This is a genomic window from Salinirubrum litoreum (assembly GCF_020567425.1).
Lineage (GTDB): Archaea > Halobacteriota > Halobacteria > Halobacteriales > Haloferacaceae > Salinirubrum > Salinirubrum litoreum.
The window spans coordinates 127,456-153,412 of sequence record NZ_JAJCVJ010000001.1 but is presented as its reverse complement, the minus strand read 5'-3'; the positions used below and the strand labels follow the sequence as shown (position 1 = coordinate 153,412).

Genomic DNA, 25,957 nt, shown 5'->3' with positions numbered 1-25,957 from the left:
GAGAGCATCACTGTAGCGTCGGACGCGGAGAACAGAGAGAGGACGGCGGTTCCGGTGGCTCAGACTTCCTCGACGTAGAGGTGGTAGCGCGTCCCGCAGTCGAGGCACTTGGCGTCGGGGTTCTCGATCAGGTCGGTGAGGAGAATCTCGCCGTGTTCACAGTTCGGACACTCGTAGATCAGGGAGTCCCCGGCGACACGGTGGGCGAGCGCGTTCGTGTTGTCGGGCGTCAGTACGGGCATATTTTGCCACCTCGTCGCGGAGATTTCACAGCCCGCTTGATAAAGGTGCGGGTGGCTCTGGGTGCGTCGCGGGTCGTCGTTCGTGGGGTGTCGCCCGTCAGGTTCCCGCCGTTGCTCGGACACTGCCCGGTGCCGGGTGTCGAACCGCACCTTTAGGTCCGGCCCGCCCTACCGAAACCCATGGACGGGAAAACGGTCGTGGTCACGGGAGCCAGTCGAGGCATCGGACGCGCAGTGGCACGCGAGTTCGCAGACGCAGGAGCACACGTCGTCCTGTGTGCCCGCGAGCAGTCGGCCGTCAACGAGGTCGCCGACGAGATCACAGGGTCCGGCGGGAAGGCCGGCGGCTTCCGGGCCGACGTGCGCGACGAGTACGACGTGGAGCGACTGATGGAACAGGCCGCGCGCATCCACGGACCCATCGACGTGCTGGTGGCCAACGCCGCCATCAACCACGGCGCGCCCGGCGAGATGCCCCTGCATGAGGAGTCGTACTCCCGGTTCGACGACACCATGCGCACCAACGTCCGGGGTGTCTTCACGACGGTCACCGAAGCGGTCCCGCACCTCGCCGAGGACGCTCGTATCCTCGTGCCCTCCGGCTCCATCGCCCGCGAGGCGAAGCCCGGCATGGGGAGCTACGCGGTCTCGAAGGCCGGCGCGGAGGCACTGGTTCGGGGCTTCGCGGTCGATCTGGACGCGACCGTCCTGACGGTCGATCCGGGCTACGTCGCCACCGACCTCTCCGGCGGGCAGGGGCGCGACCCGGCCGACGTGGCACCGATGTTCCGGTGGGCCGCGACCGACGCCGATCCGGAGGAGTTCGACGGCGAGGTCGTCGATCTGAAGGCGTGGAAACGCGCGACCCGGTAGCCGTCTCGGCCGCCGATCCGACGGACGGCCGTCGACGACCGACGGCCTTATTAACGAAAGCGAGGGAGTTAGCAACATGGGTAGTCGTTCACGCGTCGGCGTGGCCGCAGTCGTCACGTTGGCGCTCCTCTCCGTGCTCGCGGCCGGTGCCGGTCAGTGGAAACTGCTGGGCATCTCGTGGGTCGCGTTCGCCGCGATGGCGGTCGCGGCACCGCTCGGGGCGCGGGCACGCCGGGAACACGCCAATCGACTCGTCTGGGGCTACGGTCTCGCCAGCGGCGCGATGGTGACGAGCGCCGCCGTCTTCCTCGTCCCGCAGGCCATCGGCCACCACACGCAGTACGGCGGGTTCGGCATCGCGCTCGGACTCCTCCTGGGGTTCGCCTCCCACACGGTCGGCCACCGCCTCTCGCATCTCGATCTGCCGATGGACCGCACCGTCGCAGAGCTGTCGGCCCACGCACTGTCGGCGGGCGCGATCATCGGTATCGTCTACGGGAACATGCCCGAACTGGGGCTGACGCTCGGGCTCGCCATCGTCTCGCACAAGGGACCGGCGGGCTACGCCGCCGCGAGCCGACTCGCCGACAAGGGTGGCGACTGGACCGTCCTGCTCCTCCCGGCGACCGGCGTCGGCTTGACGGCCATCCTCGCCAGTTTCGTCGGCCTCCCGGCCGGTGGCGCGATCAGAGGCGTCGTCTTCGGCTTCGCGGCCGGGGTCTTCCTCCACGTGGCGATGGACTTCCTCCCCCGGTGTGAACTCGGGAGCGAGGTCCACGACGTGTTGACGGTGGACGGTGACGCGCACGCGCTCTTAGACCGTCTGCGCGTCCACGCGGTCGCCAGCACCGGCCTCGGTGGTCTCGCGGTGTTCGTCGCGTGGCTCGCGCTCGCGTGAGGAGAGCGGAGGCCGTCCTCGACCGCCACCGTCCTCGACCGCGCCGGTCGCACCTCACGACACGACGAACCCGGCGAGTCACGCATCACCACCTCCGGATATTTCTGTGCTAACTATTCTCACCCACGAAAAGGGCTATCAACCCCGATTCCCTACCGACGTTCATGAGCGCCGACCGGGCGGTGTTAGAAGACGCCCTCGAACACGGCGAGGAGGAGGGCGGTCACGTCGAGTTCAAAGAACGGCTCTCGCGTGAGATCCACCTCGCAGACGGCCGGATGGAGAGCCTCGCGGCGCAACTGCGCCACCGCGTGCTCTCGGGCGACGGCGAGGCGACCTACGTCGTCGGCGTCACCGACGACGGCGGCATCGCGGGCATCCCCCGCGCCGAGTTCTCGGAGTCGATGGACGTCCTCTCGTTACTCGCCGAGGAGGCCGGCGCACACATCGACGACGTGGAGACGTGGCCGGCCGGCGACGACGGACTGGTCGGGGTCGCCACGATCCGGGAGGGCGCGATGCTGGAGACCGACGACGCCCACATCGTGGTCGGCACGGCCGGCCACGTCGACCACGGCAAGTCCACGCTCGTCGGCTCGCTGGTGACCGGGCAGGCCGACGACGGACAGGGCGGCACCCGGAGCTACCTCGACGTACAGCCGCACGAGGTCGAGCGTGGCCTGTCGGCCGACCTCTCGTACGGCGTCTACGGCTTCGACGACGAGGGACCGGTCCGGATGGACAACCCCGACCGGAAGTCCGACCGCGCCCGCATCGTCGAGGAGGCCGACCGACTCGTCTCCTTCGTGGACACCGTCGGTCACGAACCGTGGCTCCGGACGACCATCCGGGGCCTCGTCGGCCAGAAACTCGACTACGGCCTGCTCGTGGTGGCGGCCGACGACGGGCCGACGAAGACCACGCGCGAACATCTCGGTATCCTGCTCGCCACCGAACTCCCGACCGTGGTGGCGATCACGAAGGTCGACGCCGTCAGCGAGGAGCGCGCACTGGAGGTCGAACGGGAGGTCGAGGCACTGCTGCGGGACGTGGGCAAGACACCCCTGCTCGTGGACCGACACGGCGTCGAGACCGCCGTCGAGGAGATCAACGAGTCGGTCGTCCCCATCCTCGCCACCAGTGCGGTGACCGGCGAGGGCCTCGACGACCTCGACCGGATGTTCGAGACGCTCCCGAAGACGACCGACGACGCCGGCGAGTTCCGGATGTACGTCGACCGGAGTTACAGCGTCACGGGCGTCGGCGCGGTCGCCTCGGGGACCATCAACTCGGGGACCGTGGAGGCCGGCGACGAACTCCTATTGGGGCCGATGCCGGACGGCACCTACCGCGACGTCGAAGTCAGGTCCATCGAGATGCACTACCACCGCGTGGACGAGGCGAAGGCCGGGAGAATCGTCGGGATCGCGCTGAAGGGCGTCAGCGAACCGGAGATCGAACGCGGGATGGTGCTGGTCCCGCGTGACGCGGCACCCCCGGCGATCCGGTCGTTCGAGGCCGAGGTGATGGTGTTGAACCACCCGACCCGCATCGGCGACGGCTACGAACCGGTCGTCCACCTGGAGACGATCAGCGAGGCGGTCGTCTTCTACCCCGACGGCGGGCAACTGTTGCCGGGCGACACCGGGCGTGCGACGATCGAGTTCAAGTTCCGCCCGTACCTGATCGAGGAGGGCCAGCGGTTCGTCTTCCGGGAGGGACAGAGCAAGGGTGTCGGCACCGTTCGTGAGGTTCACGAGCAGTAGTCGTGTGTCGTGGTCGGTGCCGAATCGGGTCGTGGGGTGAACTCTGTCTACCCGGAACGGTGACCGACGAGAGACGAGAGCCTCCAGCGTCTCGTTCGTTCTCTCACGAGATCGCCGGCCCCTCTCGGTCCCACCCGAGTCTGCGATCCATCACGTCGCAGTCACGGGTCGCTCGGTGTCTCGCTGTCGGTCGTCACCCGACTGGCGTCGGAAAAATCGTCGGCGGTCGGCTCAGGCGGCCTGCACGAAGGGGTTCGCGTTGTCCATGTTGTGCCGGCACTGGACCGCCGCGAAGGCCATCCGGAACGCGACGCTGTCGGTCTGGACGACGTTGATCGAGTCGTCGGTCTCGAAGGGGAGGCCCTTCGCGGCCAGTTCGTCGGCCAGCGTCACCACACCGTCCTCGTCGGCGTCCGGGACGTCGGCGTCGGAGACCAGCGTGGCGAACTCCTCCGGGAGGCACGGCAGGTACCAGTCCACCGCGATGCAGTTCGTGCCCGGATCGACACAGACCGGCCCGTCCGCCTCGGGATCGAGCACGCCGACCGGGTCGAACGGGACACCCGACCCGACCACGGCGAGGAACGCCGACAGCGACCCACGGAAGAAGCGCACGTCGCCGACCAGATCGAGCACGATGCTCGTGAAGGCGTCGCCGACCGCGGCTTCGAGCGCGTCCAGATCGGCCCGCACGTCGTAGAAGTTCTCCTCCTTCGGTTCGCTGGCGAGTCTGCGCAGGAGACCCTCGTTCGCGTTCGCACCGAACGCGATGGTGACGACGCGCGTGCCGGCGGCCTTCGCGGCGTCGGCTTCACCGACCGCGCCGCTGGTGCCGTCCTGGCCACCGTCGCCGAGGACGATCATGACCTTCTCGGCGTCTGCCCGGCCCGCGTCGAGCAGGGACTGGGCCGTGGCGATGCCGACCGGGAGGTCGGTGCCAGTTCGACCCGGTCCGGCGACCTCGTACCGGAGGTCCGAGAGCGTCGTGCCCACCGCACTCGCGTCGTCCGAGAGCGCGCTGGAGCGCACTGCAGGTCTGCTGGTACTCGAATCGCCCGGCACGAAGTCGTCCGCGCTGTCGGCGGTCCCGAAGAAGACCACGCCGAGCTGTGCGTCGAGTGTCGTAGCGAAGACGCGCTGGGCGAAGTCGCTGGCGGCGTCTTCCACGAGGTCGATCTTGTAGGTGTCGTCGGTGTAGCGAGCGTCTGCCGTGCCGGTCCGGAGCGCGTCCGGGCGGTTGTTGGGCGTGTCGCCGTCCGGGTCGGCGACGAGACCGCCGTGTTGCGGGTAGAGCATCGAGCCGGACACGTCGATAGCGAGTGCGATGTCGACCGCGCGGTCGGGGTCCTTCCGGTTGTCGCAGTCGGTGTCGTAGAACGCCTCGACGTAGAGGTAGTCGGCGAGTTCGCCGACCGCGCCCTCGTCGTCGCCGGCCGTGAGCTCGGGTTCGTAGGCGACGTTCTCGTCCTCGGCGGTCGCTTCGCCGCGGAGCCAGAGGTACGCGGGGTTGTCGCAGTGGTGGAGGCTGATCGTGAACTCGCCCTCGTCCTTCGGCTTCACGTCGTCGAGTGCGAACATCACGCCCTCCTCGCCGTCGACGAAGCTCGCGTCGTCACAGCCGAGTGGCTTGACCGCGTCGCCCCAGTCCTGCTCGGAGAGGGGTCTGCCAGCCAGTTCGCCGGAGTCGTACCGCAGGTCCGGCACCTGCGCGAGGAGGTACCGGTCGTCGCTCCCGTCGCCGTCGAGGTCGGTGTCGGGGATCACGCCGACGGAGTCGAAGGGCGTGGCGCGGTTGCCGGGGACGTAGGTCGCGCGGTAGTCGAGTTTGAGGTCGAGCCGGCCCGCTTCGAGGGAGGCGGAGACCTGTTCGTCGTCGCTGAAGAAGGCGGTCGTGCCGAGACCGGCCCCGGCGGAGGCGATACCGATGGTGCCGAGGCCCGCGAGGACCGACCGGCGTGAGACGGTGTACGGTTCGTGTGTCATGGTGAAGGTGTCCCGAGCGTCGGCGACTCCGGTCTGGAGTCACGAGGCCCGGTCGGACGAGCATAGCCACGTCGGGAGGGGTCTTACCTAAGCGCCGCTTCGGGGTGGACTAAGCGGCCGGTAGTCCGACAGTACGACGAGAATACCGAGAGACAGCACCGAGTTTGCAAGGCGACCTTTCCGGATATGTCGGAACGACGGTTCGGTCCGAATACCGTCAGATACCGGCGAAAGGTGGGCTGAAACGAGGGAATCGCAGTGGAAGTGCCGACAGATCAGCCGAACTTCCCGGAGACGTAGTCGTCCACGCGCTGGTCGTCCGGGTTCTCGAAGATCGTCGCCGTCGGGGCGAACTCCACGAGTTCCCCGCCGGTGAGGAAGACGGCGGTGTAGTCGCTGACGCGGGCGGCCTGCTGCATGTTGTGGGTGACGATGACGACGGTGTACTCCTCGGAGAGGTCCCGGATCAGGTCCTCGATGCCGGCGGTGGCGATGGGGTCGAGCGCGCTCGCGGGTTCGTCCATGAGGAGAAGTTCCGGATCGACCGCGATGGCGCGGGCGATACAGAGTCGCTGTTGCTGGCCGCCGGAGAGTTCGAGACCCGACTCGTCGAGTCGGTCGTTCACCTCGTCCCACAGCGCGGCCCGGCGGAGCGCCTGTTCGACTTTCGCGTCCAGATCGTCGGTCCGACCCTGCACGCGCAGGCCGTAGGCGACGTTCTCGTAGATCGACTTCGGGAACGGGTTCGGCTGCTGGAACACCATCCCGACGTGTCGGCGGAGCACAACCGGGTCCACGTCGTCGTCGTAGACGTTCTTCCCGGCGAACAGCAGTTCGCCCTCGACCGTCACGTCGTCGATCAGGTCGTTCATCCGGTTGAGACAGCGCAGGAACGTGGACTTGCCACACCCGGAGGGACCGATGATCGCGGTCACGCGGTTCTCGGGGATCTCGATGCTCACGTCCCGGAGCGCCTGGTCGTCGCCGTAGTACACCGAGAGGTCACGGGCCTCGATCAGGGTCCCCTCGTCGGCGAGCGAGCGGTCGGATGCGCCAGTGACACCAGTCCCCTCGGCGGTCGCGTTGTCGGTCGGTTGCACTGTCGGTCGCGGCGTCTCCTCGACGCGTTGGGTCGGTCGTCGGTCGTCTGGTGTGTCGGTCATCTGGATCGGGGTGTCTCGCCTGCCGTTTCCGGCCGGCAGATCGGCTCTGGAGTGGGTCTCGAATCGGTCGGTCATCGTTGGGTACGGTAGCGGAGGTAGATAGCGGTCGCGTTCATCACGAGCAGGACGCTCACGAGGACGACGACGCCGGCCGCGACGACGCCGTACTGGAACTCCGGTTGCGGCGCGTCGGACCACGCGAAGATCTGTCGGGGCATCGCGCTGAACTTCTCCAGCACGCCCGAGGGCGCGAGGAACAGCGTCGCGGGCGCGCCGATCATGATCAGTGGCGCGGTCTCGCCGATCGCCCGGCCGAGTGCGAGGATCGTCCCGGTCAGGATACCGGGGAACGCCTGCGGGAGCACGACTCGTCGAACCGTCTGCCAGCGTGTCGCCCCCATGCCGTAGGAGGCCTGCCGGAGCGAGTCCGGTACGGCCCGGATCGCCTCCTGTGCCGAGATGACGACGATCGGCAGGACGAGGAGGCCGACCGTCGCCGCCCCGACGAGCAGTGAGCCGTTCGGGAGCGAGAGCGTCCGGACGAACAGCGCCAACCCGAGGATGCCGTAGACCACCGAGGGCACGCCGGCGAGGTTGGCGATGTTCAACTGGATCAGTCGTGTCAGGCGGCTCTCGCGGGCGTACTCCTCCAGGTAGATCGCCGCGCCGACGCCGATCGGGAAGGTCAACACCGACAGCAGCAGCGCCATGTAGATCGACCCGAGCAGGGCCGGGTAGATACCGGCTCGGTCGGGGAACCGCGAGGGGGCGCTCGTCAGGAACCCGAAGTCGAGCCACGCCGGCTCCGGGCGGAAGACGGCGAACGCGTCGAGCGTCACGAGCAGGAGCAGGACCCCGAGGAGTGCCAACCCGAGCGCGGTCGCCCCGGCGGTCAGTGCCGCGAAGAGTCTGCCCGGCCACCGCCGGACGTGTTCGCCGGCCTGCCAGTCGGCACCCGATCTGACAGTCCCAGTGCCAGTCTCGGTCTCGTCTGCGGGCGACGTCCGGGTCGCCATCACTGGTACACCTCCCGGTAGTGTCGGGCGACGTACTGGCTGATCACGTTCATCGCCAGCGTGACCGCGAAGAGCGTCAGGCCGATGGCGAACAGACTCCGGTACTGGACGCTGTTCGCGGTGTTGTCGCTCAGACCGAGGTTGACGATCGCGGCCGTCATCGTCTCGATCGGCCCGAAGACGGCGTCGAGGTTGCCGGGTGCGATCAGCCGGGGGTTCTGGCCGGCCGCGATCGTCACCGCCATCGTCTCGCCGATGGCCCGCGAGAGCGCGAGGATGAACGACGAGACGATGCCGGAGGCGGCCGCCGGAACGACCACCGAGACGGTCGTCCGGAACTTCGTCGCACCGAGACCGAGCGAGGCCTCACGCAGCGAGTCCGGGACCGCGTTCATCGCGTCCTCGCTGATCGAGGAGACCATCGGAACGATCATCACGCCGACGACGACCGCCGCGCTGACCGCGTTGAACGTACTCAGCGGGAGGAGTTCCTTCACCGTGGGGGTGATGTACACCAGCGCGAAGTAACCGTAGACGACGGTCGGGATGCCGGCCAGCACCTCCAATGCGGGCTTCAGCGCGCCCCGTGTCCGCGAACTGGCGTACTCGCTGAGGTAGATGGCCGCGCCGAGACCGAGCGGGAGTGCGACGAGCGCGGACCCGAGCATGATCGTGAGGGTGCCGGAGATAAGCGGGAGGACGCCGTACCGGAACTCGCCGTCCACGAGCAGGTTCGGACTCCACGTCGTCCCCGTGAAGAAGTCGATCGGCGATATCTCGCCGAAGAAGACGAGTGCGTCACCGACCAGCGCGAGGACGATAGTGAGCGTCGTCGCCACCGTCAGGGCCGCACACGCGAGAAAGACCGCGCCGACCGCCCGCTCTCTGGTCTGTCGCCCGGCGTTCCCGGCGGTCAGGTCCGGCGGCGTCCGCGTGCTCATTCTACCTGGGCGACGATGGACTCGAACCGATCCAGATTCGCCTGCACGTCTTCCTCGGGCATCGGGACGTAGCCCACGTCACTGATCAGACTCGTGCCGGACGATTCGAGGTAGAACCGGACGAACTCCTGTACCTCGAGCCGCGAGAGCGACTCCTGTGAGACGTAGATGAACAGGGGCCGAGAGAGCGGGCTGTACTCGCCGGCCTTCGCCGTCTCCAGCGAGGGTGCGACACAGCCCGCGCCGTCGTCGACCGAAATGGCCTTGATGTTCGCGTCATCGTTCCCGACGAAGTAGGCGTACCCGAAGTAGCCCATCGCGTACCGGGAGCCGGCGACGCCGGTGACGATGGTGTTGTCCTGTTCGGTCGCCTGGTAGTCCTCGCGGTGTGAGTCCTCCTCGCCGACGATTGCCTCCGTGAGGTAGTCGAACGTGCCGGAGGTCGGGGCCGCGCCGTACAACTCGAACTCCTCGTCGGGCCACTCGGGCCGGATGTCGCTCCAGCGCTCGGCTCCGTTCGGCTCCCAGACGCGGCGGAGTTCGTCGACGGTCATGCAGTCCACCCAGTCGGCCTCGGCGTTGACGACGACCGTCAGCGCGTCGATGGCGACTTGGAACTCAAGCGGTGTCACGCCGTTGTCCGCACACTGCTGTTCCTCCTCGGGTTGGATCGGGCGACTGGCGTCGTTGATCTGCGTCAGGCCTTCACAGAAGAAGTTCCCGAAGCCGCCGCCGGTGCCCGTCGAGTCCACGCTGACCTGCACGTCGGGGTACTCGGCCCGGAACTCCTCGGCGACCGCGACCGAGACCGGGAAGACGGTCGAACTGCCGGCGATCGCGACCTCACCGGAGAGACTGCCGGCGTCGGCGGTGTCGGTGCCGAGACAGCCAGCGAGCGCGGTCGCACCGACGAGTCCCGCCCCCGCGACGAACGTCCGCCGGGAGAGCCGGTGATCGGTCGCGGTGTGGAACGATCCCTGTTCACCGGTCGGTTCGGACGGTTGTCGGAGACGAGTCTTCGTCATCACCGCTACTCTGGTCGCGAGCCGCTATAGCTCCGCCGTGATACTCCGTAGCTCGTCGTGACAGATTTCGAAAATCGGCAGACGTGTAGATGTACGGAGCCTATATAGTCATAGTAACATTTCACCGGATCGGCGCGTCTGCTCTCGGTTCTCCGTCGCTACCGGATCAGACTCGGATCGGTCCGGACTCGTCCCAGTTACGCACCAGTTACTCAGACGGGCCTCTGGCTCGTACCGGTCGCGGACGAGCGGCCTGCCCGAGCATCCGGGCCGCAGAGAGCTATCGAAGCAGGTGGCGCAGGTCAGAGAGCGCGGCGATTCGGTGGTCGGGATCGACCGACTGCTCGTCGCCCGTCGTGTCAGTTCGCTCTACGTCCGGCGCGAGATACACCGCCCCGATTCCGACCGCCTGCGCGCCGGCCACGTCGGCAGAGAGCGAGTCGCCGACCATCACGGCTCGCTCGGGGTCGACGCCCAGCGCCGAGACAGCCCTCTCGAACGGTTCCCGGTCGGGTTTCGGCGGGGTGTCGTGACCGGCGAAGACACGCGCGTCGAAGGCGTCGCTGATGCCGGCTCCCGCCAACTTCGGCTCCTGCGCCGAGGGGGAGCCGTTCGTCACGAGTCCGAGTCGGTAGTCCTCGGCGAGTTCTACGAGTACCTCCCGCGCACCCGGGAGCGCCTCGACGTTCGTCGGATCGCGCAGACGGTCGAACGCCTCGGCGACCGCCACCCCGTCGCCCGGCGACCGCCCGACCGACTCGGCGATGTCGGCGAAGCAGGCCCGCCGGAGGTCGTCCAGCGTCTCGGTCTGCTGGAGGTACTCGTCGAACCGGGCGTAGTACGACTCGACCGGAAAGAACTGCTCGTAGCCGGCCTCGGCGAACGCGAGTTCGAGGACCTCGCCCGGCGACCGCCGGTAGGTAACGAGTGTGTCGTCCAGATCGAAGAGGACTGCCTCGACAGGGCCGTCGATTCGCAGGTGGGGTGTGCTGTCGGTCACGAATCGACTCCCGTTTGCTCGCCACCACCGACTGGATCGGCCACGAGCCGATACCCCTCGTCGGTCTCCACGGCGGCGTTCAACAGGACCAGCCAGTCCAGCAGGTCGCCGGTTCGTTCCTGCCAGATGTCCTTCCACTCGGTCGGGTTCTTGTAGTGCTCCCACTGCGGGACGCGCTCCCGCAGGCGAGCGAACGCCTCCTCGGTCGTGATCGGGTCCTCTGCCTCCCGGAGCGTCGCCAGCAGTTCCTCGACACCGAAGACTCGGCGGACGAAGGCATCCCGAAGCTGTTCTGGCGTCGGCTCCTGCGACAGCCGTTTGAATCCGGCGTCGGTCTCCGTAGCGAGTTCGAGCGCCCGGAGGAACGTCAGCCACGTCCGGGCGTCGTCGCGCGCCGGCAGGCCGGTTCGACGCAGCAGTCGGGCACAGCAGTCGTCCTCCGATCCCGGGACGAGCGGGACCGCCTGCTGTGCCTGCCGAACGAAGTCGAGCGAGTCGGGCGCTGGGGGAACGAGTTTGAACTTCACGAGTGCCTCGGCGACGCTTACAAGTCGAACGACTCGGCCAGCAGGGCCTCGTTCGTCTCGCCGTGGACGTAGGTCGGCCCACCCAGCACGTCGATGGTCACGCGGGCCGGGGCGAAGACAGATTCGTCCACTTCGTAGAAGTCCCAGTCGGCGTCCTCGAACACCTGCTCGAAGGGCTGGCCGTACTGCTCGGTCGCCGAGGAGGGCACCTCGGCGAAGCTGTCCGGTTCGTCGTCGGTGACGCGCAGGTGGACCTCGCCACCGTAGGCGATGGCGTCGTTCGTCCGGCCCATCGCGGTCGCCTCGTCGTACGCGACCGGCGCGACCGGCGCGGAGCCGTGTGCCGAGACGACGTTCCGCGGGTCGTAGCCGAGTTCGAACAGGCGGAAGACGGCGAGTTCGGCGGCGCGGGCGGCCATCGTCACGCTCCCGACCGTCGACCCGGTGGCGAAGGCAGGTAGGAAGACGCTCCCCTGATCGACTTCCGCGAGGTCGGCGACGTGTTCGGCGACCGGGTCGTGCGGGAGTTCCTCGCTCTCGACGGCGAGGACGGTCATGTCGAACTCGTCGTAGAAGCCGACCGCCTCGAACTCCGACTCCTGGCCGACCAGCGCGCGGGCCGGGCCGGAGCCGAGTCCGGCGTAGTTGCCGACGCCCAGTTCCCAGCCGGCCTTCTGCGAGCAGAGCAGGGCTAGGTCGGGGTGGTCGGTCGTCAGTTCGACGTACTGCCGGGGGGTGCCGGCGACCTCGCCCATCGTCGTCTGGACGGTCGCCAGCCCGGCGGTCTGGATCTCGGCGAGTAGCAAGCCGGCCTCGACGCCGCCGAGTGCGTCGACACCGAAGTCGATGACCGTAGCGCCCGAGTCGAGTTCGAAGGCCCGAATCCGCAGTTCCTCGGCGAAGTCGAGGGCCTCGTCCACCAACTCGATCGCCATCCGGTTGAGACTCTCCATACCGGCGGTTGTGCGTGTTCGGATAAAGGGTTTGGCTGTTCGTGGTCGCGGGCGATAGTGGGATTCCGGTCGGTGTTTGTCGGTCGTCCCCGAGAGTCACTCGACGCCCTGTCGCTCAAGTCGGTGGCAGACGTTGCCGGACCTATGGCACGGATCAACGTTCTCGCGGACACGGAACTGTCGGAGCCGACGCTGATCGAAGGACTACCTGGTGTCGGACTGGTCGGTAAGATCGCTGTCGATCACCTGATCGAGGAGTTCGACATGACCCACTACGCCAACGTCCACTGCGAGGGCGTCCCGCGCGTGGTCGTCTACCAGGAGGGCGAGTCGAAACTCGCGCCCCCGATCCGGCTCTACGCCGACGCCGACCACGACCTCCTCGCACTCCAGAGCGACGTGCCCATCTCGCCGCAGGCGGCCCGCGAGTTCGCGGAGTGCATCGCAGGCTGGTACGACGACAAGTCGATCACGCCGCTGTTTCTCAGTGGCCTCCCGGCAGAGAAAGACGAGAACCCGCCCGCGCTGACCGGCGTGGCGTCCGGCGGCGCGGAGGGGCGACTCCGAGACGCCGGGATCGACGTCCCGAACGAGACCGGCCTCGTGTCGGGACCGACCGGCGCGTTGCTGGCTCACGCAGTCGAGACCGAGCGCGACGCGATGGGGCTGATCGTCGAGTCGGACCCGCAGTTCCCCGATCCGGAGGCCGCCCGGATCATCATCACCGAGGGGATTCAGCCACTGACCGGCATCGAGGTGCCGGTGGACGATCTGGTGGATCGCGCCGAGGAGATCAGGCAGGCGAAGCAGAACCTCGCCGAGCGGATGCAACAGGCCGACGAGGAGAGTTCGCAGGCCCGGCCGCTCCGGATGTACCAGTGAACTCGGGCCACGATGGTGGGGACTCTGTCGAATCGGTTGGAGAGAACGAGAGGTGAAAGCCCCTACACGATGTGGTCTTTGCTGAATTAGTCGCAGACAACGAGGGGTGAAAGCTCTCGAACGTTGTCTCTGTGGTCGAGTGAGTTGCGGACGACAAGAGGTGAAAGCCCCCGCGAGACGCGGTTTCTGGCGAGTGAGTCGCGGACGACGAGAGGTGAAAGCCCCCGCGCTCTCGACCTGCCGCGACTTGGTGTCGTTCGAGAGAGCGAAGCTCTCTCGTGATGACGAGAGACGCCACGGCGTCTCTCGAACCACGCTTCTCAGTCGGCGAGCGAGCAAGCTCGCTCGCCTCTTTGCGGTGCTACCGGCGCCGGGGCAGGGTCGAGAGTACTGGAGAGCAAAGCTCTCCAACGTCTCGTTCGGTTCCCTCACGAGACCGCCGGCCCCTTTCAGTTCCACCCGAACTCTGCGACCCATCACGCAACTCTCGGTGGACCAGTCGATTTCAGCGTGAGCGCCTCCCTGCGACCGTCGGCTCGCCTGAGGCGGCTACACGCCGCCGAAGTGCGCGACACGGAGGTCGCGCCAGCCCGTTCGACTGGTGCGTGTGACGGGAGTCGAATTTCCGGTCAGGCAGGTGCGGTCGGCGCGCGCGAGGAACGCGTGCGAGGGAGGCAGACGCGGGCGGTGCCGAGAGCGTCTGCCGAGGCTGGGGAGGTTCGAGGTGCGGTGCTGTCGCGGGTGCGGTTCCTCGCGCTACGACGAGTAGCGGTGCTGGTGCTGTCTGCTGTCGCGGTTGCTGTCGCTATCGCGGTTCCGTGCGCTAGCACGAGTAGCGGTGCGGTTGCTGTCGCGGTCGCGGTGCTGTGCTGTCGCGGTCGTTTCGTCGGTGCGCTAGCAATCGTAGCGTTGCTGTCGCGGATGCTGTTGCTGTCACAGTTGCGATTGTAGCGCGCCCCGAACAGAACTCTCGCACCGATCACTCCACAAAACCACCACCCGAAACCGAACACGCATCCGACAACATTCGACCAGTACACACGCCGAGACCGACTCCGACGGCTTTTACCGCCGGGGCGAGTAGGAGGGCGTATGAGCGAGCAACACGAGCGCGTCGCGGCCGTCTGTCCCTCCTGCAGTCCCGAGGCCGAGACCGTCCACGAGGTGCTGAAACCCGGCGGACAGGCGACCGTCCGGTGTACCGAGTGCAGTCACGTCCACAAGATCAGTATCGAACGCGAACGCGAGGTCCCACTCGACGTGGTCGTCTCCCAGGACGGCGAGTCGTTCCCCGCCACGGTCGATGCCCCGGCCGAGGAGCAGATCGCGGTCGGCGAGGAGTTCATCGTCGACACCGAGGAGGCGATCATGCTCGCCCGGATCACGTCCATCGACGTGGGCGGCGACCGGCGCGTCGACGAGGCGCTCGTCGAGGACGCCGAGACGGTCTGGACCCGCGCGGTCGACAACGTCTCGGTCAACGTCACGGTCCACCCGAACGACGGCCGGCGCGACGACTCCAAGAGCGTCAAGTTGCAGGTACCGGGCGACTACGAGTTCACCGTCGGCGAGACCGAGGAGTTCGGCGACGAGAAGTTCACCATCGAGGGCATCGCAGTCCGACAGGACGCGGTCGGCTACGAGCACGACAAACTCGACTTCGAGGGCGACGTGGTCCACGCGAAGGACGTGAAACGCGTCTACGCCCGCGACGAGACCACGACCGCGTGGTCCGCGTGGTGACTGCGAGCGCCTGACCGAGCGGAGCCACCCACCGCCATGTCCCGCGCCGACGACCGCGACGCGATGGTTCGCCGACTCCGCCAGCGTGGCGTGATCGGCCGCGACTCGACCGCCGACGCCCTTCGAGCCGTTCCGCGCCACGAGTTCGTCCCGCTAGAGTCCCGCGAGTCGGCCTACGAGGACCGCCCCCTCCGGATCGGCGCGGGTCAGACCATCTCCGCGCCGCACATGGTGGCGAAGATGACCGACCTCCTCGCCCTCTCGCCCGGCGACCGCGTGCTGGAGATCGGCACCGGGTGTGGCTACCACGCCGCCGTGACCGGCGAGGTCGTCGCACCCAGTACGGTGTACAGCGTCGAGTTCGAGCCGACGCTCGCCGAGTCGGCCCGCGAACGGTTCGCCGACCTCGCGTACGACGTGCAGGTCCGCGTCGGCGACGGCCACGAGGGCTGGCCCGAGCACGCGCCCTACGACTGTGCGTACCTCACATGCGCGCCCGCCGAGTTGCCCGACGCCGTGATCAAGCAGGTCCGCCCCGGCGGCGTGGTCGTCGGTCCGGTCGGGACCGGTCGCCAGACGTTGGTTCGCGTTCGGCGACTCGCAGACGGCTCGCTCGAACGCGAGACTCACGGCGCGGTGCGGTTCGTGCCGATGCGGGAGTGAGAGCGGTCCGGCGACGACGTGTGGGTGCGACTCTCGACGCTGGTCGGTTGTGAGTGATGGCGCGTGGCTGCGATCGCCGACGAAGCGTGTGTCTCGGTAGCGCCCTACACTGTTCTTGGCGTCCCAATCGTCTACTTCTGGTCGGAAACGCACGGGACACTCACGATTCGTTCCGCATAGACCGTGAGGAATCGAGAGTTCCAAATTTTCTCCCGGACAGGTGGACAGATTCGTACCCGCGCTGGCAAGAATCCCGACTATAGTAAACTATTTACGAAAATCATATACCGTGCGACCGAGACGCTTCGCGTATGTGTAGGTGGGTACGACCGTGAGTACGCTAGAGCGTGACCCTCTGGAGCAGGTACAGGTGCTCGACGAGGACGGCAACGTCGTCGGCGAGGAACCGGACCTCTCCGAGGAGAAACTGGTCGAGATGTACCGACAGATGCGGTTGGCCCGCCACTTCGACAAGCGGGCCGTCAGCCTCCAGCGACAGGGGCGGATGGGCACCTACCCGCCGCTGTCCGGACAGGAGGGTGCCCAGATCGGGAGCGCCCACGCGCTGGACGACGAGGACTGGCTGTTCCCGAGTTACCGCGAACACGGTGCCGCCGTGGTTCGCGGCCTCCCCCTGAAACAGACCCTCCTCTACTGGATGGGCCACGAGGACGGCAACAAGGTCGCCGAGGACGTGAACGTCTTCCCGGTCGCCGTGCCCATCGCAACCCAGATTCTCCACGCGACGGGCGCGGCGTGGGCCTCCCGACTGAAGGGCGACGAGAAGGCCTTCCTGACCTACTTCGGCGACGGTGCCACCTCGGAGGGCGACTTCCACGAGGGACTCAACTTCGCCGGCGTCTTCGACGCGCCGGCCGTCTTCTTCTGTAACAACAACCAGTGGGCCATCTCGGTCCCCCGCGAGCGACAGACCGCGAGCGAGACCCTCGCACAGAAGGCGGTCGCCTACGGCTTCGAGGGCGTGCAAGTCGACGGGATGGACCCGCTCGCCGTCTACAAAGTGACCCGCGAGGCCGTCGAGAAGGCGAAGAACCCCGACGAGGGCGAGTTGCGACCGACGCTGATCGAGGCGGTGCAGTACCGCTTCGGCGCGCACACGACCGCCGACGACCCGACCGTCTACCGGGACGACGACGAGGTCGAACGCTGGAAGCAGAAGGACCCGATCCCCCGACTGGAGTCGTACCTGCGGGACCGCGAGATCCTCGACGACGAGCGTGTCGAGGAGATCCAGGCGTCGGTCGAGGCGGAGGTCGCCGACGCCATCGAGGCGGCCGAGTCGGTGCCGCGACCGGAACCCGAAGAGATGTTCGAACACACCTTCGCGGAGCTCCCCCCGCACCTGCGCGAACAGTACGAGGAGTTCGCGGCGCTCCGCGAGCGACACGGCGACAGCGCCTTTCTGGAGGACTGAGTATGGCAGACGCACAACAGACACAGAACCTGACGCTGGTACAGTCGGTCAGAGACGGTCTCTACACCGAGATGCACAACGACGACGAAGTCATCGTCCTCGGGGAGGACGTCGGCAAGAACGGCGGCGTCTTCCGCGCGACCGAGGGACTCTACGACGAGTTCGGCGAGGACCGCGTCATCGACACGCCGCTGGCGGAGTCCGGTATCGTCGGCTGTTCGGTCGGCATGGCCGCCTACGGCCTGAAGCCGGTCCCCGAGATCCAGTTCTCGGGGTTCATGTACCCCGCCTTCGACCAGATCGTCAGCCACGTCGGTCGCCTGCGGACCCGCAGTCGCGGCCGGTTCACGTGCCCGATGGTGATCCGCGCGCCCTACGGCGGTGGCATCCGCGCACCGGAACACCACTCCGAGTCGAAGGAGGCGTTCTACGCCCACGAACCGGGCCTGAAGGTCGTCATCCCCTCGACGCCGTACGACACGAAGGGACTGCTGATCTCGGCGATCCGCGATCCGGATCCGGTCATCTTCCTCGAACCGAAGCTGATCTACCGCGCCTTCCGGGGCGACGTTCCGGAAGACGACTACGAGGTGCCCATCGGCGAGGCCGCAGTCCGCCGCGAAGGCGAGGACGTCACCGTCGTCACGTGGGGAGCGATGACTCGCCCGACGATGGAGGCCGCCGAGAATCTCGCCGAGGAGGGCGTCGAGTGTGAGGTGATCGACCTCCGGACCATCTCGCCGATCGACAAGGAGACCATCGTCGAGTCGTTCGAGAAGACCGGTCGTGCGGCGGTCGTCCACGAAGCGCCGAAGAAGGGCGGGATCGGCGGCGAGATCACCGCCATGCTGCAGGAGGAAGCGCTGTTGTACCAGGAAGCGCCCGTCAAGCGGATCACGGGCTTCGACGTGCCGTTCCCGCTGTACGCGCTGGAGGACTACTACCTCCCGTCGCCGACGCGCGTCGAAGAAGGTATCCGAGAGACAGTGGAGTTCTGACCGATGGGAACGAAGGAGTTCAAACTGCCCGACGTGGGCGAGGGCGTCGCGGAGGGCGAACTGGTCAACTGGCTCGTCGAGGTCGGCGACACGGTGACCGAGGACATGCCGGTGGCGGAAGTCGAGACCGACAAGGCGCTGGTCGAGGTGCCGTCGCCGTACAACGGCACGGTGAAAGAACTGCTCGCCGAGGAGGGCCAGATGGTCCCGGTCGGCGACGTGATCATCACCTTCGACGTGCCCGGCGAGGACGACGAGGAGAGCGAGACCGAGGAGACCGCCACGGCCGCAGACGCGACCGCCGAACCGGCAGGCGACGACGAGGCGGCGACAGCCGCCGAGGCGGAGCCTGCGGGTGCGGAGGCGGGTGCTGAAGCCGAGTCCGGGGACGACGAAGCCGAGACCCCCTCGGGTCGCGTCTTCGCGCCGCCGAACGTCAGGCGACTCGCCCGCGAACTGGGCGTGGACATCGCGTCGGTCGATGGTTCCGGCCCGAGCGGTCGGATCACCGAAGGCGACGTGCGCACTGCGGCCGAGGCTGACGAATCGGACACGGCGGAGACGGCCGACGACGCACCGGAACCCCGGAGCGTCTCGGTCGGCGACGGCGAGTCGTCGGTCTCGAAGCGGACGACGGACGGGGAGACCGCGACGACCGTGGAGTCGGCCGCCCGCGACCGGACGCTGGCCGCGCCCGCCACGCGCCGAGTCGCCGAGGAGGAGGGTGTCGATCTGAACGCGGTGCCCGCGACCGAACAGCGTGACGGCGAGGGGTTCGTCACCGCCGAGGCGGTGCGGGAGTACGCCGAGGCCCAGCGACAGGCACGGCAGGCCGAAGTCGAGGCGGCGTCTGCGACGACCGACGCGAGCGGGGTGTCTGCCGACGCCGAGGCGGGTGGTGCCGCGTCCGCCGAGAGTGGGGCCGAAGCCCCGGAGATGACCGCCGAGGGGCCGGTCGAGCGCGTCCCCTACCGGGGCGTCCGGCGGACCATCGGCAAGCAGATGGAGCAGTCGAAGTACACCGCGCCGCACGTCACCCACCACGACACCGTCGTCATCGACGACCTCGTGGAGTTCCGCGCCGAGACGAAGGAACTGGCGAGCGAGCGCGACGTGAAATTGACCTACATGCCCTTCGTGCTGAAGGCCATCGTCACCGCGCTGAAGGAGTACCCGGAACTCAACGCGACGTTAGACGAGTCCGACCCCGACGACGCCGAGATCCTGCTGAAGCAGTACTACAACGTCGGCATCGCGGTGGCGACCGACGCCGGCCTGATGGTGCCGGTCGTGAGGAACGTCGACGAGAAGTCCGTCTTCGAGTTGGCCCGCGAGATCGACGATCTGGCCTCGCGAGCGCGTGACAGGAAGGTGACGCGCGAGGAGATGCAGGGCGGGACGTTCTCGGTCACGAACTTCGGCGCTATCGGCGGCGAGTACGCCACGCCGATCATCAACTACCCCGAGACCGCGATTCTGGGTCTCGGTGCTATCGAACAGCGCCCGGTCGTGCAGGACGGCGAGGTGACGGCGGCGTACACGCTGCCCCTCTCGCTGTCCATCGACCACCGAGTCATCGACGGGGCGGTCGCCGGTCGGTTCACGAACCGAGTGATGGAACTACTGCAGAACCCGAAGCTGCTACTGCTCGAATAATGGTCGTCGGAGACATCGCAACCGGAACTGACGTACTGGTCGTCGGGGCGGGACCGGGCGGCTACGTCGCCGCCATCCGCGCCGCACAGAAGGGACTCGACACGACGCTGGTCGAGAAGGACGCCTACGGGGGCACCTGCCTGAACTACGGCTGTATCCCCTCGAAGGCGCTCATCACCGGCGCGAACCTCGCCCACGAGGCGGGCCACGCCGAGGAGATGGGGATCCACGCCGACCCCGCCGTGGACCTCTCGGCGATGGTCGACTGGAAGGACGGCGTCGTCGATCAACTGACGGGCGGCGTCGAGAAGCTCTGCAAGGCGAACGGCGTCAACCTCGTCGAAGGCGAGGCGAGATTCGCCGACGAGCACAAGGTCCGGGTCGCCCACGGCGGCGAGGGCCAGGGCTCCGAGTCCATCGAGTTCGAGCACTGCATCGTCTCGACCGGATCGCGCCCGATCCAGATTCCGGGCTTCGAGTTCGCCGACGACCCGATCCACGACTCGCGGGAACTGCTGGCGATGGACTCGGTTCCCGACCGCCTGCTCGTCGTGGGCGCCGGTTACATCGGGATGGAACTCTCGACGACGTACGCCAAACTCGGGTCTGACGTGACGGTCGTCGAGATGCTGGACGACGTGCTGCCGGGCTACGAGGACGACGTGGCCCGAATCGTGCGCAAGCGCGCCGAGGAACTCGGAATCGACTTCCACTTCGGCGAGGGTGCCTCCGAGTGGCAGAACGGTCCGGATGGCGGCGTCGTCGTCACCACCGAGACCGAGGACGGCGAGGAGTCGACCTACCCGGCAGACGAGGTGCTGGTCGCGGTCGGTCGCCAGCCAGTCACGGACACGCTGGATCTGGACGCGGCCGGCATCGAGACGACCGAGCAGGGATTCATCGACACGGACGACCGCGCTCGCACCGAGCAGGACCACATCTTCGCGGTCGGCGACGTGGCGGGCGAACCGATGCTCGCTCACACCGCCTCGAAGGAGGGTATCGTCGCCGCGGAGGTGATCGCCGGCGAACCGGCCGCGCTGGACTACCAGGCGATTCCGGCGGCGGTGTTCACCGATCCGGAGATCGGCACGGTTGGTATGACCGAATCGGAGGCCGAGGAAGCCGGCTTCGAGCCGACGGTCGGCCAGATGCCGTTCCGCGCGAGTGGCCGGGCGCTGACGACGAACCACGCCGAGGGGTTCGTCCGGATCGTCGCCGACGAGCCGTCCGGCTTCGTCCTGGGCGCACAGATCGTCGGTCCAGAGGCGTCCGAACTGATCGCCGAGATCGCGCTGGCGATCGAGATGGGCGCGACACTCGAAGACGTGGCATCGACCATCCACACGCACCCGACACTCGCGGAGGCGGTGATGGAGGCCGCCGAGAACGCGATGGGGCAGGCGATCCACACGCTGAACCGCTGAGCGGGCGGCGACCGCGGCACCGCTCCGAACTCGGCTACTCACCTGCGGCGATTCTCGACGACACCCGACACTCCCGCCAGCAGCAGCGCCACGGGCCAGAGCAGGGCGTACCAGCCGAGCGGCGTCGGCCCGACGGGCGTCGCCCCACCGCGCAGACCGAACCACGTCGTGACCCCCGCGCCGACGAGCAGGACACCGACGACGAGTACCGGCGAGACGAGTTCCCGGCGAGCGGAGCCGACGCCGAGTGCGACGCCGACGCCGACCGCTCCGAGGAGGACGTAGGTGACGTAGAAAGGCTCTGCCGAGAACGCACCGACCAGCGACTCGAAGCCGAACAGGTTCCACAGCAGCAGCACGACGAGCGCGTGCCCGAGGCCACCGACGACGCCGGCCAGCAGGCCGGCCCGAGACCGACGCTGGCTCACGGTGCCACCAGCGCCTCGCCGTAGACGACGACCATCACGAGCGTCAGAAACGTTGCGACCAGTCCGACGCCGAGCGCCGGGAGCACCCCTCGAACCCCGCGTGGCTCCCGCGCGACGGTGTAGCCCGCGACGGCGAGGAGGGTCAGTTGGAGGACGAACTCGACTCTGGAGGCGGCGAGTCCGAGTCCGCCGGGGCGAAGCACCAGCACCGTGATGACAGTCGAGGCGAGCGTCCCTGCGGCCATCGCCACGGTTCGGCGGTGGCGGCGACCGAGACGCCGGGCGACGAGTGCGGTCAGGGCGACGTTACAGCCGAGTCGGACGCCGAGGAGGAGGGCGATACCGGCCGGGTTGGACCAGTTCGGGAACAGCCAGTCGAACATCGGTTCCACCGAGACACGGGCGACGCTTCAACCTGTGTCCGGGGTTCGACGACGGGACTGGTCGCTCGGTGCGCGTCCCGGACCGCCGACCTGTGCCGGAGCGCGCCTCACAACTCGCCGTCGCGCGCGAGTGCCCGAATCTCGTCTGCCCGCTCGCGGATCGCTGTCCACTCCTCGTCGTCCTTCCGGTCCACGTGCGAGTACATCAGCCCCATCCGGCCGGTCCCGCGCAGGAGGTCCTCGTTCTCTTTCAGGAAGTCCCAGTAGAGCGCGTTGTACGGACAGGCGTTCTCGCCGGTCGTCTTCGAGACGGCGTACGGGCACGACTTGCAGTGGTCCGACATCTTGTTGACGTAGTTCGCCGAGGAGGCGTACGGTTTCGAGGAGAGCACGTCGGTCGCGAACGACCCCATCCCGACCACGTTCGGCGTCGTCACCCAGTGGTAGGCGTCGACGAACCCGACGTGGAACCACTCGTTCAGTTCCTGCGGGTCCGCGCCGTAGATCAGCGCGAAGTTCGAGAGGATCATCAGCCGTTCGATGTGGTGGGCGTACCCTCGCTCGTGGACGTGGCCGACCGCCTCCGAGAGACACTCCATGTCGGTCTCGCCCGTCCAGTAGAGGTCGGGAAGCGCCTCGGCCTGATCCAACTGGTTCGCTGCGCCCATCGCCGGCATCGCTTCTCGGTACACGTGCCGCATGAACTCCCGCCAGCCCAGCAGTTGCCGGACGAACCCCTCGACGCTGTTCAGTGGCGCGTCGCCCGATTCGTACGCATCTATCGCGGCCTCGATTGCCTCCTCGGGCCGCAGGAGTCCGAGGTTGATCGCCGACGACAGTAGGGAGTGTGACAGCGCCCACTCGCCACCGACCATCGCGTCCTGGTACGCGCCGAACTCCGGAAGCCGATACTCCACGAAGTGATCCAGCGCGGTCAGCGCCTGCTCGCGGGTGACGGGCCACGGGAAGTCGCCGAGGTCTGGGTTCCCCCAGTGGTCGTCGTATCGCTCGATCACCCAGTCGTGGACCTCTCGTGTCAGGCGATCCGGCTCGAACTCCGGCACCGGCGGCGGCGACCAGTCGTCCGGCGGCGTCTCCCGGTTCTCGTCGTCGTAGTTCCACTCGCCGCCTTCGGGGTCCCCGTCGTCCATCAGGTAGCCCGTCTCGCGGCGCATCCGGCGATAGAACGTCTCCTGCAGGTAGCTGTCCTTCGGCCCGTCCTCGTGCATCCACGACTCCCACTGGTCGGGCGACGAGAGAAAGAGGTCGTTCTCGACGACCGTCAGCGTCCCGTCGCGTGTCTCGACCATCTCGCGGAATCGCTCGCCTGCGCCGTGACTCGGCGGGTCCGGGAGCACGAGGTCGTCGCCCGGCACCGCCTCGAAGTACTCGTCCAGTCCCGCGCCGAAACTCTCGGCCTCGACGTAGGTCACGTCGTAGCCCCGATCTCGCAGATCGTCCCGGAAGTGCCGCATCGCCGAGAACAGCATCGTCAGCTTCTGTGGATGGTACGGTTTCCGCCCCGCGAACTCGTGGGCCTCGATCAGCAGGACGTGGTCGTCGTCCGACTGCAGGGGACCGACGTCGGGGTTCAGTTGGTCGCCGAGCAGCCAGACCGTCATCGAGTCGTCCCTCCGTGGTCGGTCGCGGTCGGGTGGCTACCTACCTGCACGCGGGGTCGGGTGACGCCCATACCACTCACTGGGACTGGACCGACAAAACGGTTGACGACGTGTGGACGTTCCGACCGCCGTCGAGTCGGCGGGAGTCGCCTCTGGAGCCGCCAGCGTTTTGATCCGGCCCCGTGGGTGGAGGTGTATGGGCGATACGCTCTCCAGAGTCCTCATCGTCGTCGTCGGACTCGTCGTCTCGTTCGACACGCTCGGTCCCGGCTGGCTGGCCGAACTGCTCGCCGCCCTGTTCATTCTGGGGTGTTTCGTCCTCGCGGTGTTCAAACTGCTCACGCTGCAGGAGGACCAGCGCGCGCCGGCCCAGTGAGTCGGGCCGGCGGTGGGGACGGCCCGACCCACTAGCGGGTGGGCCGACCCTACTGCCCGAACATCTCCTCTTCGCGCTCGCGGAGTTCGATGCGGCGAATCTTCCCCGAGGAGGTCTTCGGCAGTTCGTCGGTGAACTCGATGCGACGCGGGTACTTGTACGGGGCCGTCTCGCTTTTCATGAACTCCTGGAGCTCCGTCGTCAGGGCGTCACTCGGTTCGTACCCCTCGGTGAGGATGACGTAGGCCTTCACCACGTCGCCGCGCTCCTCGTGGGGGCTGGCGACCGCGGCGGCCTCCGCGACCGCCTCGTGAGACACCAGCGCGTCCTCGACCTCGAAGGGGCCGATGCGGTAGCCCGCCGAGATGATGATGTCGTCCGCCCGGCCCTCGAAGAAGAAGTAGCCGTCGTCGTCGCGGGAGGCGAGGTCGCCGGTCCGGTAGTAGTCGCCGCCGAAGGTCTTCTCGTCCAGATGTGGCTTCTCGTAGTAGCCGTCGAAGATGCCCGGCGACTCGACCGGAACCGCGATCTCGCCGATCTCCCCCGGTTCGACCTCCTCGTCCTCCTCGTCGATGATGGTCGTCCCGACCGGCGTCGGCTTGCCCATGCTTCCGGGCTTCACGTCGATACCGGGGTAGTTGGTGACCAGCGCGACCGTCTCGGTCTGGCCGTAGCCGTCACGCGGGACGACGCCGATGCCGGATTCGAGCGCGTCGATGGCCTCGCGGTTGAGTGGTTCGCCAGCCGAGAGCGCGTCCACGAGGTCGAGGTCGTAGCCGTCGAGGTCGGCCTGCGCGAACATCCGGTACTGGGTCGGAACCGCACAGAGTCGCGTGACGCCCTCGTCTGCCATGATCGAGAGGAAGGTATCGGGGTCGAACTCGCCGTCGTACAGCAGTTGCGTCGCGCCGGTCGTGAGGCCGACGCCGACCGGACTCCAGAACCACTTCGCCCACCCGGTGCCGGTCGTCGCCCACAGCAGTTCCTCGCTCATGTCGGAGTCGGCGGTGACGCCCCACCAGTACGGCGCGTTGACCAACTCGAAGGCACGCATCCACCGGTGTTTGTGCAGGACGGGTTTCGGTTGGCCGGTCGTCCCGGAGGTGTAGTTGATCGACATCGGGTCCTCGGCGGCGAGGTCGGGACCGTCGTGCTCGGCTGCCTGGCCGTCCAGCAGGTCGTGGAAGTCGTGCCAGCCCTCGGGGTCGCCGTCGAGACAGATCAGCGTCTCCAGCGGCGTTTCGTCCGCGACCGGGTCGACCATGTCGGTCAGGTCGGCGTGCGCGACGACCGTACTCGCCTCGCAGTCGTTCGCGCGGAAGGCGATGTCTTTCGGCTTCAGCATCGCCGAACAGGGGACGAGCAGGGCACCGCGCTTCAACGCCCCCAACTGGAGCGCGAACACGTCGGGGTGGCGGGGCACGAGATGCATCACGCGGTCGCCCTTCCCGACGCCCAGGTCGGCGAGGGCGTTGGCGAACCGGTTGGTGTCGGCCCGGAGGTCGTCGTAGGTGCGCTCTGCGGTGGTGCCCGACTCGTCGAAGAACCGGAGCGCGACCCGGTCCCCGAAGGTGTCGGCGTGGTCCTCGATCACCGCCGGGAGGGCGTAGTCGTCCGGGATGTCCCACTCGAAGGCGGCCATCTCCGCGTCGTAGTCGAGTGACATACCCGGACGGTCGAATACGTGATGGTTAATGATTTGGGTTGGGGCGGTCGGCGGTGGCGGGTACCGGACTGCGACTCGGTGTGATGCACCCCTCGGCGGAACCGAGACAGCGCCGCAGACCACGACTACAGACTGCGACGTACCACGACTACAGACTGCGACGTACCACGACCGCAGACTACGACTACACCGCACCTCGTCCTCCTTGGCACTGGATCGATTCGTCACACGCCCCGCTCCGAGTGACCCACATTCGGATTCGAGTCATCACACGTCCCGCTCCGACTCACC

24 protein-coding genes are annotated in these 25,957 nt (G+C 67.6%); 11 read left to right on the top strand and 13 right to left on the bottom strand.

Translation table 11 applies throughout. The features are described 5' to 3' along the window. Window positions 1–59 precede the first annotated feature (59 nt). On the bottom strand, window positions 60–242 hold the full coding sequence (locus LI337_RS00690) for a hypothetical protein (RefSeq protein ID WP_227227787.1): 183 nt from the start codon (window positions 240–242) through the stop codon (window positions 60–62). 180 nt (window positions 243–422) lie between these two features. On the opposite strand from LI337_RS00690, the gene LI337_RS00685 reads away from it, so the two are divergent. From LI337_RS00685 to LI337_RS00675, 3 genes are all read left to right on the top strand, one after another. Continuing rightward, window positions 423–1,115: an SDR family NAD(P)-dependent oxidoreductase gene (locus LI337_RS00685; RefSeq protein WP_227227786.1), complete on the top strand. Its 693-nt coding sequence runs from the start codon at window positions 423–425 to the stop codon at window positions 1,113–1,115. 76 nt (window positions 1,116–1,191) lie between these two features. Next, complete coding sequence (locus LI337_RS00680; RefSeq protein WP_227227785.1) at window positions 1,192–2,013, top strand: ZIP family metal transporter; 822 nt, start codon at window positions 1,192–1,194, stop codon at window positions 2,011–2,013. A gap of 164 nt (window positions 2,014–2,177) precedes the next feature. Then, the gene (locus tag LI337_RS00675) at window positions 2,178–3,779 is read left to right on the top strand and encodes a GTPBP1 family GTP-binding protein (RefSeq protein WP_227227784.1); all 1,602 of its coding nucleotides are present in this window, start codon (window positions 2,178–2,180) and stop codon (window positions 3,777–3,779) included. A 231-nt stretch (window positions 3,780–4,010) separates the two neighbouring features. On the opposite strand, the gene LI337_RS00670 is transcribed toward LI337_RS00675, so the two are convergent. From LI337_RS00670 to mch, 8 genes are all read right to left on the bottom strand, one after another. Beyond that, complete coding sequence (locus tag LI337_RS00670; protein WP_227227783.1) at window positions 4,011–5,762, bottom strand: vWA domain-containing protein; 1,752 nt, start codon at window positions 5,760–5,762, stop codon at window positions 4,011–4,013. A 275-nt stretch (window positions 5,763–6,037) separates the two neighbouring features. Then, entirely contained in the window at window positions 6,038–7,000 is a 963-nt protein-coding gene (pstB, locus tag LI337_RS00665) for a phosphate ABC transporter ATP-binding protein PstB (RefSeq protein WP_227227782.1), read from the bottom strand. Further along, window positions 6,997–7,941 (bottom strand): phosphate ABC transporter permease PstA, encoded by a 945-nt coding sequence (gene pstA, locus LI337_RS00660; protein WP_227227781.1) that lies wholly within the window; start codon window positions 7,939–7,941, stop codon window positions 6,997–6,999. Before pstA ends, pstB begins: the two co-directional genes overlap by 4 nt. Next, window positions 7,941–8,882, bottom strand: coding sequence for a phosphate ABC transporter permease subunit PstC (pstC, locus tag LI337_RS00655; protein ID WP_227227780.1), 942 nt, complete (start codon window positions 8,880–8,882; stop codon window positions 7,941–7,943). Before pstC ends, pstA begins: the two co-directional genes overlap by 1 nt. Beyond that, window positions 8,879–9,907: a PstS family phosphate ABC transporter substrate-binding protein gene (locus LI337_RS00650; protein WP_227227779.1), complete on the bottom strand. Its 1,029-nt coding sequence runs from the start codon at window positions 9,905–9,907 to the stop codon at window positions 8,879–8,881. Before LI337_RS00650 ends, pstC begins: the two co-directional genes overlap by 4 nt. A 280-nt stretch (window positions 9,908–10,187) precedes the next feature. Further along, window positions 10,188–10,907 carry an HAD family hydrolase gene (locus tag LI337_RS00645; RefSeq protein ID WP_227227778.1) on the bottom strand — a complete coding sequence of 240 codons (720 nt, stop codon included), beginning with the start codon at window positions 10,905–10,907 and terminating at the stop codon, window positions 10,188–10,190. Then, a complete protein-coding gene (locus LI337_RS00640) occupies window positions 10,904–11,434 on the bottom strand; it encodes a double winged helix-containing putative transcriptional regulator (RefSeq protein WP_227227777.1) in 531 nt (176 codons plus the stop codon). The genes LI337_RS00645 and LI337_RS00640 overlap by 4 nt, the downstream gene beginning before the upstream one ends. A gap of 17 nt (window positions 11,435–11,451) precedes the next feature. Beyond that, window positions 11,452–12,387 carry a methenyltetrahydromethanopterin cyclohydrolase gene (mch, locus tag LI337_RS00635; RefSeq protein ID WP_227227776.1) on the bottom strand — a complete coding sequence of 312 codons (936 nt, stop codon included), beginning with the start codon at window positions 12,385–12,387 and terminating at the stop codon, window positions 11,452–11,454. A gap of 144 nt (window positions 12,388–12,531) precedes the next feature. On the opposite strand from mch, the gene LI337_RS00630 reads away from it, so the two are divergent. The 7 genes from LI337_RS00630 to lpdA all read left to right on the top strand — a co-directional run bounded on the left by LI337_RS00630 (window position 12,532) and on the right by lpdA (window position 21,191). Next, window positions 12,532–13,269, top strand: a complete 738-nt coding sequence (locus LI337_RS00630) for a proteasome assembly chaperone family protein (protein ID WP_227227775.1) — start codon at window positions 12,532–12,534, stop codon at window positions 13,267–13,269. Window positions 13,270–14,361: 1,092 nt separating this feature from the next. After that, a complete protein-coding gene (locus LI337_RS00625) occupies window positions 14,362–15,012 on the top strand; it encodes an HVO_0476 family zinc finger protein (protein WP_227227774.1) in 651 nt (216 codons plus the stop codon). A 36-nt stretch (window positions 15,013–15,048) separates the two neighbouring features. Beyond that, window positions 15,049–15,675 (top strand): protein-L-isoaspartate(D-aspartate) O-methyltransferase, encoded by a 627-nt coding sequence (locus LI337_RS00620; RefSeq protein WP_227227773.1) that lies wholly within the window; start codon window positions 15,049–15,051, stop codon window positions 15,673–15,675. A gap of 331 nt (window positions 15,676–16,006) precedes the next feature. Continuing rightward, window positions 16,007–17,110 (top strand): pyruvate dehydrogenase (acetyl-transferring) E1 component subunit alpha, encoded by a 1,104-nt coding sequence (gene pdhA, locus LI337_RS00615; RefSeq protein ID WP_227227772.1) that lies wholly within the window; start codon window positions 16,007–16,009, stop codon window positions 17,108–17,110. A 2-nt stretch (window positions 17,111–17,112) separates the two neighbouring features. Next, the gene (locus LI337_RS00610; RefSeq protein WP_227227771.1) at window positions 17,113–18,108 is read left to right on the top strand and encodes an alpha-ketoacid dehydrogenase subunit beta; all 996 of its coding nucleotides are present in this window, start codon (window positions 17,113–17,115) and stop codon (window positions 18,106–18,108) included. Between the two features lie 3 nt (window positions 18,109–18,111). Beyond that, window positions 18,112–19,764, top strand: a complete 1,653-nt coding sequence (locus tag LI337_RS00605; protein WP_227227770.1) for a dihydrolipoamide acetyltransferase family protein — start codon at window positions 18,112–18,114, stop codon at window positions 19,762–19,764. Continuing rightward, window positions 19,764–21,191: a dihydrolipoyl dehydrogenase gene (gene lpdA, locus LI337_RS00600; protein WP_227227769.1), complete on the top strand. Its 1,428-nt coding sequence runs from the start codon at window positions 19,764–19,766 to the stop codon at window positions 21,189–21,191. Before LI337_RS00605 ends, lpdA begins: the two co-directional genes overlap by 1 nt. A 38-nt stretch (window positions 21,192–21,229) precedes the next feature. Here lpdA and LI337_RS00595 read toward each other — a convergent pair whose 3' ends face one another. The 3 genes from LI337_RS00595 to LI337_RS00585 form a co-directional block, all read right to left on the bottom strand. After that, entirely contained in the window at window positions 21,230–21,619 is a 390-nt protein-coding gene (locus LI337_RS00595) for a hypothetical protein (protein WP_227227768.1), read from the bottom strand. Continuing rightward, window positions 21,616–22,002 carry a hypothetical protein gene (locus LI337_RS00590; RefSeq protein WP_227227767.1) on the bottom strand — a complete coding sequence of 129 codons (387 nt, stop codon included), beginning with the start codon at window positions 22,000–22,002 and terminating at the stop codon, window positions 21,616–21,618. The genes LI337_RS00595 and LI337_RS00590 overlap by 4 nt, the downstream gene beginning before the upstream one ends. Window positions 22,003–22,109: 107 nt before the next feature. After that, on the bottom strand, window positions 22,110–23,624 hold the full coding sequence (locus LI337_RS00585; protein WP_227227766.1) for a cryptochrome/photolyase family protein: 1,515 nt from the start codon (window positions 23,622–23,624) through the stop codon (window positions 22,110–22,112). A 196-nt stretch (window positions 23,625–23,820) separates the two neighbouring features. Between LI337_RS00585 and LI337_RS00580 the strand changes: the two genes are divergently transcribed. Next, window positions 23,821–24,000 carry a hypothetical protein gene (locus LI337_RS00580; protein ID WP_227227765.1) on the top strand — a complete coding sequence of 60 codons (180 nt, stop codon included), beginning with the start codon at window positions 23,821–23,823 and terminating at the stop codon, window positions 23,998–24,000. 49 nt (window positions 24,001–24,049) lie between these two features. Here the strand turns inward: LI337_RS00580 and LI337_RS00575 are convergent, their stop codons facing one another. Continuing rightward, a complete protein-coding gene (locus LI337_RS00575) occupies window positions 24,050–25,666 on the bottom strand; it encodes an acetate--CoA ligase (protein WP_227227764.1) in 1,617 nt (538 codons plus the stop codon). Between the last annotated feature and the right edge of the window lie 291 nt (window positions 25,667–25,957).